The organism is Amnibacterium setariae (assembly GCF_003581425.1).
In the GTDB taxonomy this organism is placed as follows: domain Bacteria; phylum Actinomycetota; class Actinomycetes; order Actinomycetales; family Microbacteriaceae; genus Amnibacterium; species Amnibacterium setariae.
The window spans coordinates 1,471,496-1,485,393 of sequence record NZ_QXTG01000001.1; the positions used below are offsets into that span (position 1 = coordinate 1,471,496).

At 75.3% G+C, this 13,898-nt stretch carries 14 protein-coding genes; 9 read left to right on the top strand and 5 right to left on the bottom strand.

Annotated elements, in window-relative coordinates; genetic code table 11:
• Positions 1-68 precede the first annotated feature (68 nt).
• Positions 69-338 (top strand): 30S ribosomal protein S15, encoded by a 270-nt coding sequence (gene rpsO / locus D1781_RS07405; RefSeq protein ID WP_119481538.1) that lies wholly within the window; start codon positions 69-71, stop codon positions 336-338.
• Between the two features lie 92 nt (positions 339-430).
• Here rpsO and D1781_RS07410 read toward each other — a convergent pair whose 3' ends face one another.
• Positions 431-847, bottom strand: a complete 417-nt coding sequence (locus tag D1781_RS07410; protein ID WP_119481539.1) for a transferase — start codon at positions 845-847, stop codon at positions 431-433.
• A 99-nt stretch (positions 848-946) separates the two neighbouring features.
• Here D1781_RS07410 and D1781_RS07415 point away from each other — a divergent pair, with 99 nt between their 5' ends.
• From D1781_RS07415 to D1781_RS07425, 3 genes are read left to right on the top strand one after another with little or no spacing between them, the layout of a single operon-like run.
• On the top strand, positions 947-1,366 hold the full coding sequence (locus D1781_RS07415; protein ID WP_119481540.1) for a hypothetical protein: 420 nt from the start codon (positions 947-949) through the stop codon (positions 1,364-1,366).
• Positions 1,367-1,418: 52 nt separating this feature from the next.
• The gene (locus tag D1781_RS07420) at positions 1,419-2,390 is read left to right on the top strand and encodes an aldo/keto reductase (protein ID WP_119481541.1); all 972 of its coding nucleotides are present in this window, start codon (positions 1,419-1,421) and stop codon (positions 2,388-2,390) included.
• A gap of 27 nt (positions 2,391-2,417) precedes the next feature.
• Complete coding sequence (locus D1781_RS07425) at positions 2,418-2,651, top strand: hypothetical protein (protein WP_119481542.1); 234 nt, start codon at positions 2,418-2,420, stop codon at positions 2,649-2,651.
• Between the two features lie 107 nt (positions 2,652-2,758).
• Here the strand turns inward: D1781_RS07425 and D1781_RS07430 are convergent, their stop codons facing one another.
• The gene (locus D1781_RS07430) at positions 2,759-3,532 is read right to left on the bottom strand and encodes a siderophore-interacting protein (RefSeq protein ID WP_119481543.1); all 774 of its coding nucleotides are present in this window, start codon (positions 3,530-3,532) and stop codon (positions 2,759-2,761) included.
• A 53-nt stretch (positions 3,533-3,585) separates the two neighbouring features.
• On the opposite strand from D1781_RS07430, the gene D1781_RS07435 reads away from it, so the two are divergent.
• Complete coding sequence (locus D1781_RS07435; protein ID WP_119481544.1) at positions 3,586-4,650, top strand: LLM class flavin-dependent oxidoreductase; 1,065 nt, start codon at positions 3,586-3,588, stop codon at positions 4,648-4,650.
• 103 nt (positions 4,651-4,753) lie between these two features.
• On the top strand, positions 4,754-8,041 hold the full coding sequence (locus tag D1781_RS07440) for a DEAD/DEAH box helicase (protein ID WP_119481545.1): 3,288 nt from the start codon (positions 4,754-4,756) through the stop codon (positions 8,039-8,041).
• A gap of 7 nt (positions 8,042-8,048) precedes the next feature.
• Here the strand turns inward: D1781_RS07440 and D1781_RS07445 are convergent, their stop codons facing one another.
• The gene (locus D1781_RS07445) at positions 8,049-9,326 is read right to left on the bottom strand and encodes an MFS transporter (RefSeq protein WP_119481546.1); all 1,278 of its coding nucleotides are present in this window, start codon (positions 9,324-9,326) and stop codon (positions 8,049-8,051) included.
• A 33-nt stretch (positions 9,327-9,359) separates the two neighbouring features.
• On the opposite strand from D1781_RS07445, the gene D1781_RS07450 reads away from it, so the two are divergent.
• Positions 9,360-10,043 carry a TetR/AcrR family transcriptional regulator gene (locus tag D1781_RS07450; RefSeq protein ID WP_119481547.1) on the top strand — a complete coding sequence of 228 codons (684 nt, stop codon included), beginning with the start codon at positions 9,360-9,362 and terminating at the stop codon, positions 10,041-10,043.
• A gap of 4 nt (positions 10,044-10,047) precedes the next feature.
• Here D1781_RS07450 and D1781_RS07455 read toward each other — a convergent pair whose 3' ends face one another.
• Positions 10,048-10,920 carry a phosphotransferase gene (locus tag D1781_RS07455; RefSeq protein WP_119481548.1) on the bottom strand — a complete coding sequence of 291 codons (873 nt, stop codon included), beginning with the start codon at positions 10,918-10,920 and terminating at the stop codon, positions 10,048-10,050.
• A gap of 42 nt (positions 10,921-10,962) precedes the next feature.
• On the opposite strand from D1781_RS07455, the gene D1781_RS07460 reads away from it, so the two are divergent.
• The gene (locus tag D1781_RS07460) at positions 10,963-12,039 is read left to right on the top strand and encodes an FUSC family protein (RefSeq protein ID WP_119481549.1); all 1,077 of its coding nucleotides are present in this window, start codon (positions 10,963-10,965) and stop codon (positions 12,037-12,039) included.
• A gap of 24 nt (positions 12,040-12,063) precedes the next feature.
• Here D1781_RS07460 and D1781_RS07465 read toward each other — a convergent pair whose 3' ends face one another.
• Positions 12,064-12,912 (bottom strand): fumarylacetoacetate hydrolase family protein, encoded by an 849-nt coding sequence (locus D1781_RS07465; RefSeq protein WP_119481550.1) that lies wholly within the window; start codon positions 12,910-12,912, stop codon positions 12,064-12,066.
• Between the two features lie 136 nt (positions 12,913-13,048).
• On the opposite strand from D1781_RS07465, the gene D1781_RS07470 reads away from it, so the two are divergent.
• Positions 13,049-13,891, top strand: coding sequence for a hypothetical protein (locus D1781_RS07470; RefSeq protein ID WP_119481551.1), 843 nt, complete (start codon positions 13,049-13,051; stop codon positions 13,889-13,891).
• Positions 13,892-13,898: the final 7 nt, after the last annotated feature.

Sequence of the window (13,898 nt, forward strand, 5' to 3'; positions counted from 1 at the left end):
CCGCGGTCCCAGATCGTCGCGCGCATCCCGCGCACGACACCGCGCAGCGAGCAGAGAAGGAGTCACCCATGGCGTTGGACGCCGAGGTCAAGAAGGCGATCATCGCGGAGTACGCGACGCACGAGGGCGACACCGGTTCGCCCGAGGTGCAGATCGCGATGCTCTCGACCCGCATCAAGGACCTCACCGAGCACCTGAAGACCCACAAGCACGACCACCACTCGCGTCGTGGCCTGCTGCTGCTGGTCGGCCAGCGCCGCCGGCTGCTGGGCTACCTGCAGGACGTCGACATCCAGCGGTACCGCTCGCTCATCGAGCGACTCGGTCTGCGCCGATAGTCGTCGCCGCCGGTCCTGAACGACGGAAGGGCCGCTCTCCTGGACGGAGAGCGGCCCTTCCTCGTGTCAGCGGAGCGGACGGGGCGGGGTGCTCAGGCGGCGGCGCCGAACAGGGCCTGCTGCGGGAGCACCGCGTCCTCGTCGATGCGCTGGTCGGGGGCGATGCGGGCACCCGCGCCGATGGAGGCGCGAGCGCCGACCTTCGTGTGGCTGCCGATCCGGGCGCCCTCGCCGACGACGGCCGCGGCACCGATGTGCACGGCGGCGCCGATCTCGGCGTGCGGGCCGACGACGGCCTCACGGTCCACCCAGCTGCCGGACGCGATCCGGACCGAACGGCCCACCCGCGCACCGGATTCGATGTAGACCGTGGGCGCGATGAAGGCGGTGGGGTCGACGGAGGCGTCCGTCGCGACGAGCCCGCGCCCGTTGGGGTGGCGGCGGTACCGGGTGACGGTGCCGAACTCGTCCTCGATCTCTTCTGCGATCCTCGGGGTCCTGCGCTGCATGATCTACACAACGTAGAGGACGCCCCCGTTCATTCCCCGACCGCGCCCCCGTTCTGGATGTGAATCCGATAAGAGCGGGCTCCACGGCAGAATGGCGCCGTGCTCTTCCGACGACGCGGGGGTGATCCCGAGTTCCCCAAGGACGACCGCGGGCGGGGATCGCTGGACGACTACAAGTTCGACCTGCTCCCCGCGAACCGCAACACGGTCATCCGCCTGGCGGGCAGCGATCCCCACCAGGACGTGCTCGCGACCCTCCTCGAGGCCGACGTGGTGGAGACCGCGATCGCCCGCCGCACGGACGAGGAGGAGCGCACCGACGCGCCCATGCCGGTGCGGCTCTTCGCGGACGGGCGCATCCACGGACCGGTCGGCCGGGTTCCCCGCGGTCTCGAGAGCGTGGTGAGCGAGACGCTCAGCCGGCTCGACATGGCGGGGAAGAAGCCGCGCATCCCGGTCGAGATCGTGCGGACCCGGCAGGGCCTCCGCGTGGACCTCCGGATGGGCGAGACCCGCTGAGCGCGCCGCCCGCCCCGGCGGGCGCCCAGCGCGGGAGGCGGAGGATCGGGGCATGGAGACCATCCGACTCGGCGACGCCGGCCTGACCGTCAGCCGCGTGATCCTCGGCTGCATGAGCTACGGCGACCCCGGCCGCGGCAACCACTCGTGGAGCCTGCCGATCGACGACGCGCGGCCCTTCTTCCGCCGCGCGGTCGAGGCGGGGATCACGACCTTCGACACCGCGAACGTGTACTCCGACGGCACGAGCGAGGAGATCACCGGCACCCTGCTGCGCGAGTTCGCGAAGCGGGAGGAGGTCGTGATCGCCACGAAGGTGCACGGCCGGATGGGCCCCGGCCCGAACGGCGGCGGCCTGTCGCGCGGCGCGATCATGACGCAGATCGACGCGTCCCTGCAGCGCCTCGGCACCGACTACGTCGACCTCTACCAGATCCACCGCTTCGACCCGGCGGTGCCGCTCGCCGAGACGATGGCCGCCCTGCACGACGTGGTGAAGGCCGGGAAGGCGCGCTACATCGGCGCCTCCTCGATGTGGACGTGGCAGTTCGCCGAGATGCAGCACACGGCCGACGTCGAGGGCCTCACGCGGTTCGTGTCGATGCAGGACCAGTACTCGCTGCTGCAGCGCGAGGAGGAGCGGGAGATGCTCCCGTACTGCCTCGACTCCGGCGTCGGCGTCATCCCGTGGTCGCCGCTCGCGCGCGGGAGGCTGACCCGCGACTGGGACGACGCGACGGCCCGCAGCGAGGCGGACGAGTTCGGCCGCCGGCTCTACGGCCAGGAGGGCGACAGGCGGATCGTCGAGTCCGTCGCCCGCGTCGCCGCCGACCGCGGGGTCTCCCGCGCGCAGGTCGCGCTCGCCTGGGTGCTCGCCCAGCCGGCGGTCACCGCGCCGATCGTGGGCGCGACGAAGCCGCAGCACCTCGAGGACGCGATCGCCGCCGCGGAGCTGGAGCTCTCCGACGACGAGCTCGACGCGCTCGAGGCCGACTACGTCCCGCACGCCCCGAGCGGGTTCTGAGCACGCGGTCCTGAGCACGGGGGAGCGGTGATCACCCCGGCGTCGCGGCTGCTGTTCTGGATCCGGGCCGCGTTCGTCGGGGACGCCGCGATCGCGGCGTTCGGCGGGCTGCTGCTCGCCGTCGGCAGCGAGGGCGCCGCCTTCGCGTGCTTCGCGTTCGCGCTGGTGCGCGCGGCGCTCGGCGTCGCCGCCCTGCTCATCGCGATGCGCGCGCTGGAGCGCCGCGACCCGAACGACGACCGCCCCTCCTCCGTCCGCTGAGGCGAGTGGTCTCGAGGCTCGCTGCGCTCGCACCTCGACCAGCGGGCTCCATCCCGTCGATCGAGGTGCGAGCGCCGGCGAGCCTCGAGATCAGGCCGCGTCGGGGGTCAGTCGGGGTCGGAGGGGTCGAGCGGGGCGTGGTGGTCGAGGCCGGCCTCGCCGCGCTTCCAGTAGCCGTGCAGCGACAGGTTCTCCTTCGCGAGCCCGAGGCCCTTCAGATGGCGGCGCACCGGGACGAGCGCGGTCGCCTCGCCGGCCGCCCACACGAAGGTGTCCCGGTCGACGTCCTGCGCCTGCACGGTCTCGAGCAGGTCGTGCTGCGCGTCGAGCGCCTGCACGAGCGCCGCGCCGCGCTCGACCTCGTCGAGGTAGTCCGCGGTCGCGCCGCCGAAGAGCACGGCCCGGGTCACGGGCTCGCCGTCGAAGGCGCGGATCCAGCGGCGCAGCGCCGGCAGCCCGGCCGGGTCCGCGATCAGGAGCGCGTTCCGGAACCCGGTGGGCGCCAGCCGGGAGCCGCGGGGGCCGCCGAACTCCAGCTCGTCGCCGTCGACCGCGGACGACGCCCAGGCGGTCGCCGGGCCGTCGGTGCCGTGCACGACGAAGTCGACGTCGAGCTCCGGGCCGCTGGAGGCGCCGACCGGGCGGAACTCGCTCGGCGTGTAGTCCCGGCCGACCACCCCGCCCGGTCCCTCGAAGAACAGCTTGACGTGGTCCTCCGGGCCGAGGCTCGCGAAGCCCTCGAGGTCGTCGCCGCCGAGCGTGATCCGCACCATCGACGCGGGCAGCTCCTGCCGGGCCACGACGGCGACCCGCCTGCGGCGCAGCTCGTGCCGGACCGCGTCGCGGGCTCGCGGGGAGGAGGAGAGCGGGAAGGTGCGCATCGCCCGATTCTGCCCGCCGGAATGCGCACCCGGCGTCGCCGGTTGGCCCGTGCATGCCGGATCTCGCGCTGTCGGTGCTCGACCTCGTCCCCGTCCGGACGGGGCAGACCTCGGCGAACGCCGTCGCCGCCTCGATCGCGCTCGCGGAGCGCGCCGACGCGCTCGGCCTCCGCCGGTTCTGGCTCGCGGAGCACCACAACATGCCCTCGGTCGCGTCGACGAACCCGCCGGTGCTGCTCGGCGTGCTCGCCGGCCGCACGCACCGCATCCGGCTCGGCTCCGGCGGCGTCATGCTGCCGAACCACGCGCCGTTCGTGATCGCCGAGCAGTTCGCCGCGCTCGAGGCGGCGGCACCCGGCCGCATCGACCTCGGCATCGGCCGCGCCCCCGGCTCGGACCCGGTGATCACCGCGCTGCTGCGGTCGGAGGGCCACACGAGCGACGTCGACGCGTTCCCGAACCACCTCCGCGACATCGAGGCGCTGATCGGCCCGGACGGCGCGGGCCTGCGGCTCGCGACCGGCGAGGAGTACACCGTCCGCGCCACGCCCGCGGCCGCCGGGGCGCCCGAGATGTGGCTGCTCGGCTCCTCCGACTACTCGGCGGAGCTGGCCGGCCGGCTCGGCCTGCCGTACGTCTTCGCGCACCACTTCTCCGGGCAGGGCACGGAGCGCGCGCTCGACCTGTACCGCGCGCGGTTCATGCCGTCGGAGCACCTGTCCGCGCCGCGCACGTTCCTCACCGCGAACGCGGTCGTCGCGGACTCGGCCGAGGAGGCGATGCGCCTCGCGCTGCCGCAGCTGCAGCACATGGCCCGCCTCCGCACGGGCACGCCCCTCACCGCCCTCGACACCGTCGAGGCCGCCGCGGAGGCGCGCATGACGCCGCCGCAGCAGCAGATCGTCGACGAGATGGCGGGCCGCTGGTTCATCGGCGAGGCCGGGGAGGTCGCCGAGCGCCTGACGGCGTTCGCCGCGCGCTTCGGCGTCGACGAGGTGATGGTGAGCCCGGGCGCCGCGGCGTCGGCGGGCGACCCGATCGACCGGGTGCCCGCGCGGGAGCGGACGCTCGAGCTGCTGGCCGCGCGGATCCCGCAGGGGGAGCTCGCCGCGGCCTGACCGCCCAGGGCGAACAGGCCGGGGCATCGGCGCCGCGGGCCGCGCCGGGGTGCCGCGGCGCCCTAAAATGGAGGGTTCGCCGAAGCGGGGAGGGGGATCGGTCGTGTACTCCGACCTCGACGTCGCCCGCATCACCGGCCCTGCCGGCTTCGCCCGGGCGGACCGGTACCAGAAGGAGGGCCGGGTCTCCGACGTGCGCTGGAGCACGGACCGGACCACCCTCACCGGGCGGGTGCGCGGCTCCGAGCACGCCCGGTACTCGGCGCGCGTGCGGCTCCGCCCGACCCCGGACGGCCCGGTGCCGATCTCGGGCCGGTGCGACTGCCCCGTCGGCGCGGACTGCAAGCACGTCGGCGCCGTGCTGCTCGAGGGGCGCCGCGGCGCACCGGCCGCGCCCGCGCCGACGGTCGCGGACGCACTCTGGCGGCGGACCCTCGACCCGATCCTCGACGGGCTCGACCCCGACGAGTCGAGCGCGGTGCTCGGCCTCGTGTTCGAGCTGCAGCAGTCCGACCTGCCGTGGACCGGCTCCCGGCGCACCGCGCCGCGGGAACGGCCCGCGATCGTCGGGGTGCGGCCCGTCCTGCTCGGGTCGAACGGCCGTTGGCGTCGGACCGGCGTCTCGTGGCGCACGATCACGAACGAGTGGTCCGTGCACGAGTACGACGACGCGCAGACCCGCGTGCTCCGCGAGCTGCACCGCCTGCTGACCGCCGGGCCGCCCTCGTTCGCCACCGAATCCTGGCTGCCCCTCGGCGGCGCGCGGACCACCGCGCTCTGGCCGCTGCTGAAGGAGGCGGAGGAGCACGGGATCGGCCTCGTCACCGGCGGGCGCGAGCAGGTGCCGCTGCAGGTCGCCGCCGCTCCGCTCACGCCGGCGGTCGACCTCGTCCGCACGGACGGCGGGCTGCGGCTCGCGCCGCTGCTCGCGCAGGGCGACGCGGCGACGGGCCCGGCCCTTCTGCCGCCGTTCTCGCTCATCGGCGACCCGGCGATCGGCGTCGCGACGTGGGAGCCGGGCGAGAGCCTGGCCGACGCGCGGATCGCGCTCGCGCCGTTCGCGGAGCCGCTGCAGCCCGCCGCCCACGCCTTCCTCCGCCTCCCCGACCCCATCGAGGTGCCGGCGGACGAGGAGCCGGACTTCCTCGCGCACCACTACCGGAAGCTCGCGAGCGTGCTGCCGATCGTCAGCCGCGACGGCAGCTTCTCCCCGCCCGCGCGGCCGATCGCCGCGCTCGAGCTCGTGGTCGAGCACGGGCCGGGCGGTGCCACCGGCCGCTGGTCGTGGCGGTACACCCTGCCCGGCGACGCGACGCCGCTGTCGCTCGGCAGCGACGAGGACTCGATCCGCGACCCGCTGCAGGAGCGCCGCATCGTCATCGCGCTGCGCGGCGCCGGCCTCGACGCGGCGCGCACCCCGGAGCTGATCGGGGCGCACGGCGAGCTGCGCGAGACCTTCGCGGTGCACGGCATGGCCGCCGTCGCGTTCGGCCGCGACCTGCTGCCCGCGGTGCGGGCCGTGCCGGGCGTCACCGTGGTCGAGCGCGGCGAGCCGGTCGAGTACCGCGAGGCCGAGGAGGCGCCGGTCGTCGCGATCGGCACGCGCGCGATCGAGGGGAACCGCGACTGGTTCGACCTCGACATCGAGGTCCGGGTCGGCGGCGAGGTCGCGCCCCTCGGCGAGGTGTTCCTCGCCCTCGCGCGCGGGGACGACGCGATGGTGCTGCCGGGCGGCGTCTGGTTCCCGCTCGACGACCCCGTGTTCGAGCGCCTCCGGGCGCTGATCGCCGAGGCCCGCGAGCTCACCGACGACCCGCGCGCCCCGCTGCGGATCTCGCGCTTCCAGGGCTCGCTCTGGGAGGACCTCGTCGCGCTCGGCGTCGTCGCCCGGCAGGCGGAGGCGTGGCGCCGCGCGGTCGAGCTGACCGAGGGCTTCGCCGCGGACGGGCACCTCGAGCAGCACCCCCTGCCCGCCGGGTTCACCGCGGAGCTCCGGCCGTACCAGCGGGAGGGCTACGACTGGCTCTCCTTCCTCTACGACAACCGGCTCGGCGGCGTGCTCGCCGACGACATGGGCCTCGGCAAGACAGTCCAGTCGCTCGCGATGATCGGCCGTGCCGTGCAGCAGGCGGAGGCCCGGGGCGAGGCGCGGCCCCGCTTCCTCGTCGTCGCCCCGACCTCGGTCGTGCCGAACTGGATCGCGGAGACGAACCGGTTCCTGCCGGACCTCGAGGTCGTCGGGATCACGGAGACCGTGCGCAAGAGCCGGACCCCGCTGACGGAGACCATCGGGGACGCCGACATCGTCGTCACCTCCTACGCGCTGCTCCGGCTCGACACCGCGTCGTACGCGGGCGTCACGTGGGCCGGCATGCTGCTCGACGAGGCCCAGTTCGCGAAGAACCGGCACTCCACGACCTACCAGCGGATCCGCGCGATCGACGTGCCGTTCCGGCTCGCGATCACGGGCACCCCGCTCGAGAACGACCTCATGGAGCTCTGGTCGATCCTCTCGATCGCCGCGCCCGGGCTCTTCCCGTCGCCGTCGGGCTTCCAGGACCACTACGCGAAGCCGATCGAGAAGGAGGGCGACCGGGAGCGCCTCGCCCAGCTGCAGCGCCGCATCCGGCCGCTGCTGCTGCGGCGCACGAAGGAGCTGGTCGCCTCCGACCTGCCGCCGAAGACCGAGCAGGTCATCGAGGTGGAGCTCGGGAAGAAGCAGCGCGCCGTCTACGACCGGCACCTCAACCGCGAGCGGCAGCGGGTGCTCGGCCTCATCGGGGAGTTCGACCGCAACCGGTTCACGATCTTCCGGGCCCTCACGACGCTGCGGCAGGTCGCGCTCGACGCGGCGCTCGTCGACGCGGCGAACGAGGGCGTGCCGTCGGCGAAGCTCGACCTGTTCGACGAGCTGCTCGAGAACGCGCTGGAGGAGCACCACCGCGTGCTCGTCTTCAGCCAGTTCACCCGCCTCCTCGGCCGTGTGAAGGACCGGCTGGACGCCGCGGGCATCGGCTACGCGTACCTCGACGGGGCGACGCGCCGCCGCGGCGAGGCGATCGACCGCTTCCGCTCCGGCGAGGCGGACGTGTTCCTGATCTCGCTGAAGGCGGGCGGGTTCGGGCTGAACCTCGCCGAGGCCGACTACTGCATCCTGCTCGACCCGTGGTGGAACCCGGCGGCGGAGGCGCAGGCGGTCGACCGCGCCCACCGCATCGGGCAGCAGCGCCAGGTGATGGTCTACCGGCTCGTCGCGCGGGACACCATCGAGGAGAAGGTCATGGCCCTCAAGCAGTCGAAGCGGGAGCTGTTCGACGCCGTCATGGACGGGACCGGCGACGCGACCGCGTCGTCCCTCACCGCCGCGGACGTGCGCGAGCTGCTCGCCTGACCTCCGGTCAGCCGGCGTCGACCTCCGCCTCGACGCGCTCCGCGGTCGCCGCGGGGCCCGCGCCCTCGGCCGCCGCCCGCATCGCGCTCCTGCCCGACGGCACGAGCACGGCGACGGCGGTCACCAGGATCGCGAGCACGCCCGTCCCGACGAGCAGCGCCCGCACGCCCGCCGCGTCCGCGATCGGGCCGAACGCGACCATGCCGAGCGGGAACGACAGCGCCATCACGATCGTGACGTAGCTGAACACGCGGCCCTGCTTCTCCGGCGGCACCGCCTCCTGCACGAGCGTCATGAACGGCGCGGAGAAGAGCGGGATCATCGCGCCGAACAGGAACATCAGCGCGTAGAAGACCCACAGCTCGGGCGCGAGGCCGAGGCCGAGCGAGAAGACGCCGAACCCGAACGACGACAGCACGATCATCCGGGTGCGGCTGCGCTTCGCGAGCAGGGTCGAGACGGCGATGCCGCCGAGCAGCATCCCGATGCTGAAGGCGAGCTCGAGCACCGTCAGCAGCCAGACCTCGCCGCCCCACTCCTGCGCGATCAGCAGCGGCGTGACGAAGCTGGGGGAGCCGGTCAGCACGATGATCACCGCGAACAGGATCATCAGCCACCGGATGAAGGCGTGGTGCCAGATGAAGCGCGCGCCCTCGACCAGGTCCTCCCGGAACCCGGTCGTCTTCCCGGCGACCGCGTCGAGCGTCGGGACGGTGACGAGCAGCAGCACCCCGACGCCGAGCAGCGCGGTCACGACGTCGAGGAAGAACGTCGGCACGATGCCGAAGGCGCCGAAGAGCGCGCCCGCGACGGCGGGCGCGAGCAGCGCGAGGCCGGACTGGATCGTCTGGAACACGCCGTTGATCCGCAGCAGCCGGTCCGCGGGCACGAGCTGGGGGATGACCGCCTGCACCGTCGGCTGCTGGAACCCGGCGCCCACCGACCGCACGGCGCACGCGACGAGGATCACCCACAGGTCGGTGACGCCGTTCAGCATCAGCACCGCGAGCCCGAGCGTCGCGAGCGCGGTGCTCGTGTCGCTCACGATGATCAGCGCCTTGCGGTTGACGCGGTCCGCGAAGGTGCCGCCGAAGATCGACACGACGCCCTGCGGCAGGAAGGCGGCGACCGCGTAGAGCGCCACGGCGATCGCCGACCGCGTCTGCAGCGTCACGTACCACATGACCGCGTACTGCACGACCATCGAGCCGAACAGCGAGATCGTCTGCCCGCCCAGGAACAGCGCCGTGTTCCGGCGCCAGCCCGCGGGCTCCACGGTGCTCATGCGGGTCCTCCTCGTGTGTCTACGATGCCGATGATGGACTCCGATGTGAACGCTGTCCACCGCGACGAGGAGAGCGTGCCGGACGCCACCGACAGCGGGTCCGCACCGCGCCGCGCGTACCGGCACGGCGACCTCCGCAACGCGCTCGTCGAGGCCGGCCTGCGCCTCGCGGCGGGCGGCGGCCCGAACGCGGTGGTGCTGCGGGAGGCCACCCGGCAGGCGGGGGTCTCGCCGAACGCGGCCTACCGCCACTTCGCCGACCGGGAGGACCTGCTCGCCGCGGTCTCCCTGCGCTGCCTCGCCTTCGTCGCGTCCGAGATCGCGCGTGGGCTCGAGGGCGCCGACGGCCCGGACCGCAGCGGCGAGGCGGGCGCCCGGCTCGACGCCGTCGGCCGCGCCTACGTCCGGTTCGCCCTCCGCGAGCCCGGGCTGTTCCGCACCGCCTTCTCGGTCCACACCGATCCCGAGGCGGGGCGCGGCGCGGAGGGCGGCGGCCTCGGGCCGTTCGGGCTGCTGCTGCAGGTCCTCGACGACGCGGTGGCGTCCGGCGCGATGCCGCCCGAGCGGCGCCCCCACGCGGAGATCGCGGCGTGGTCGGCGGTGCACGGCCTGGCCGTGCTGCTGCTCGACGGGCCCCTGCGCTCCGTGCCCGAGGCGGCGCGGGACGCGCTGCTCGAGCGCACCCTCGCCACCGTCCGGGAGGGCCTGTTCGGCTGACCCGTCAGCGCGAGCGGTCCGCCAGCACCTCCGCGAGCGTCGCCGTGCACAGCGCCGCGAAGGCCGGGTTCGTCCGCACGTAGTAGGGGATCGCGAGCACCGCCTGCTCGAGCGCGATGCCGCGCGCCCGCGCCCAGGTGCCGTCCTCGGGCGCGAGCCGCTCGCGGAACGCGGCCCGGTCGTCGCCGCGGAGGCACGACCAGGCCGGCACGAGGTCGTTCGCGGGGTCGCCGGCGCCCGCCCCGCCCCAGTCGAGGACGCCCGCGAGGCGCCCCGCCGACAGCACGAGGTTCGGCGGGAGGAGGTCCGCGTGGATCGCGACCGGGCGGCCGTCCCACGTGGGCGCGGCGAGCGCCGCCGCCCACGCCTCCCGCACGGCGCCGCGGTCGAACCCCGCCAGCCGGTCGATCGCGTCGCGCACCGAGGCGTCCGCGGCCGCGGCCGGCCGGCGGCCGGCACGGGGGAGCGGCCGCGGGTCGACGCCGCGCAGCGCTTCGACGACCGCGGCGAGGTCCTCGGCCGGCACCGCCCCCGCCGCCGCGGGCGCGCCGGGGACCCAGCGGACGATCGACCACGCGGCCTCGAACAGGCCGGCGACGGGCTCGCCGCGCACGACGGGCCCGGGCACCGGGACGGGCAGGGCGGGCGCGACGAGCGGCACCACGAGGGCCTCCCGCGCCACGTCCGCGCCGCCCGCGGGCAGCCGCGGGAGGCGCACGGCGAGGTCGTCGCCGAGCCGGAAGACGCGGTTCACGGTGCCGACGGCCCGGAGCGCGCGGACCGGCAGCGCGGCGAGGTCGGGCGCCTGCGCCGCGAGGAGCGCGGCGACGGTGCGCTCGTCCGCCGCGAGCTCGCCGTCGTGCAGATCCCCGTGCATGCCGGGACCGTACCCGCAGCCCCCGCCGGGGACGATGGAGGGGTGGGGACGGACGGGGCGGAGGGCGCGGGCCGAGCGCGACGGCTGGTCGGCGCGGTCGTGCGGCCGTCGCCGAGCCCGCCGCGCCTCGGGATCGCGGTGCAGGCGGCCGTCGCGATGCTGCTCGCGGTCGGCGCGCCCGCCGTCGCGGGCCGCACCGACGTCGGGCTGCTCGCCTCCACCGGGGCCCTGTCCGCCCTCTACCTCTCCGCGCGCAGCCGTCGCGAGCGCGTGCGCCGCCTCCCGCTCGTGCAGCTCGGCCTCCTCGTCGCGACGGCGGCGGGCGCGGCGACGCGGGGCGACCCGGTCGCCGCCCCGATCGTGCTCGCGCTCGTCGCGGTCGCCGCCGTGGTGCTCGCGGTCGGCACGGCCGTCGGGCCGCCCGGCGCCCTCTTCCCGGTGCTCGTGACGGGCGTCGCGACGCGGCTGTGCGGTGCTCCCGAGCACGGCGGTGCCGGCCTCGACCCGCTCCTCGTGCTCGGCTGCGCGGCGGGCGGCGCGGTCCTCGCCCTCCTCGTCGTCGTGGCGCCGCTCGCCGTCCCCGCCGTCCGGCGGCGCGACCGGGGACGTCCGGTCGCGCCGCTCCGCTTCGCGCTCGACCGCGGCGGCCGGGTCGTGGTGCTGCGGGTCGTCGCGGCCACCGCCGTGGCGGCCGTGCTGGCCGCCGTGCTCGGTCTCGACCGCGGCTACTGGGTCGTCGTCGCCGTGGTGGCCGTGCTCCAGTCGGGTCCGGGGCGACGGGTCTCCGGCATCCGCGCCGTCCACCGCACCCTCGGGACCGTGGTCGGCGCCGGGGTGTTCGTGCTCCTCGCGGCGCTCGTCGGCGCGCCCGCACCCGGCCTCGTGCTGGCCGTCGTGCTCGCGCTGCTCCAGCTCGGCACGGAGCTCGTCGTCGTCGCGCACTACGGCGCAGCGCTCGTGCTCATCACCCCGCTCGCGCTGCTCATCGCCGAGGCGGGCTCGCCCGGGGACCCGTGGACGATCGCCGGCACCCGGGTGCTCGACACCGCGATCGGCTGCGCGATCGCGCTCGTCGTGCTCGCGGCCGATCGGCTGCTCGAGGGCCGACCGGTCGACTGACCGGCCGGGCCCGCGAGCGGCGGGTCAGCCCGCGACGACGGTGCTCCGCTGCGCGCCGAGCCCGTCCACGCCGACCTCCACCACGTCGCCGTCGGCGAGGTAGGGGAAGCGGCCCGACATCGCGACGCCCTCCGGCGTACCGGTCAGCACGACGTCGCCGGGCTCCAGCCGCACGTAGCGGGAGAGGTCCGCGACGAGCGCAGCGACGGAGAAGACCATGTCGGCCGTCGACGAGTCCTGCCGCGGGTCGCCCGAGATGCGGCTCCAGATGCGCAGCGTCGTCGGGTCGACCTCGTCCGCCGGCACGAGCCACGGGCCGAGCGGGCAGAACGTCGGCGCGGTCTTGCCCTTCGACCACTGGCCGCCGGACTCCGCGCGCTGCCAGGTGCGCTCGGACACGTCGTTCCCGACCAGGTACCCGGCGACGTGGCGGAGGGCGTCCTCCTCCTCCACCTGCCAGGCGGCGGTGCCGATCACGACGCCGAGCTCGACCTCCCAGTCGAGCGACTCGGCGCCCGCGGGCCGCACGATGTCGTCGTAGGGCCCGACGACGGTGTTCGGGTGCTTGAAGAACAGGATCGGGTGCGTGGGCGGGGCGCTGCCGGACTCGGCCGCGTGGGCGGCGTAGTTCTGGCCGATGCAGAGGATCGCGCCCGGCCGGGCGACCGGCGCGCCGACGCGGAGGTCGTCGGCGTCGGGCAGCTCCGAGAGCCGCCCCTCCGCGAGCGCGCGGCGGGCGCGGTCGAGGCCGCCGTCGGCGAGGAAGGCGGCGTCGACGTCGCCCGTGAGGGGTGCGAGGTCGTAGGTTCGGCCGTCGGCGAGGAGTGCAGGGCGTTCGGCGCCCGCTGCACCGAGACGGAGGAAGGCGGTCACATGGGGAACGCTAGCCCGGGCGCCCGTCCGTCGGCCGAGCGGCTCCGAACACCCCCTCGGAGGGAAGCCCCTTCAACCACATCTGGGGTGCGATCCGCAAGCCCTGGAACGCACAGGAACGGATAGTCTTCGGCCGATGAGCACCGCCCGATTCGACGTCGCCGCCTACGTGCGGCAGCCGTCCGGACCCATGCGCGAGACCCTCACGGGTCTCGGCGCCGCGCTGCCCGCCGACCTCGCCGACGCGCTGCGCTACGTCCAGCGCCGCGCGCAGGGCACCGGCTCCTGGCTCGCCCGCGTGCTCGTCACCGCGACCCACAAGGACGCCAGGATCACCGCGTTCCTCTCCACCTGGGCCTACGAGGCGCACTGGTTCGGCGACGCGCTCGCCGCGCTCGCCGGCGCGGGCCCCGTCCCCGCCATCCGCCGCGGGATCGCCGCCACCGTGCGCGACCGCTTCGGGCCGCTCTGGGAGGCCGTCGTGGCGAACCTCCACGGCCGCGCCCTCACGGGCGTGCAGATGACGGAGCGCCTCGTCGACGCCTGGATCGTCGACGCCATGCTCGAGCGCGCGCAGCACCTCGCGCCCGCCGCCGTCGCCGCCGACCTCGCCCGGATCCGGGAGGGCATCGCCCGGCAGGCGCACTTCTTCGCGGAGACCGCGTCCGAGGCGCTGATGGGCTCGCGCGCCGCCCGCGTGCTCGCCCGCCGCCGCCTCGCCCGCCGCGCGTGGCCGATCGGCGCCGAGCGCGAGCCCGTCGCCGCGACCGCCGACGCCATCCGGACGCTGTTCGGCCCGGACGCCTCCTGGGCGGACGGCATCGACGCGCGGATCGACGCGCTGCCCGGCCTCGCCGGCCTGCACATCGCGCGCCGCACGAGCCGCAAACCGGGCCGCCGCCCGGTCCGAACCCCTCTCCGCAGCGTGCGAACCCGGCACGCGGCACCGGTCCCCGACGGGAAGGACGAGGCGCGCTAGCGCCGCA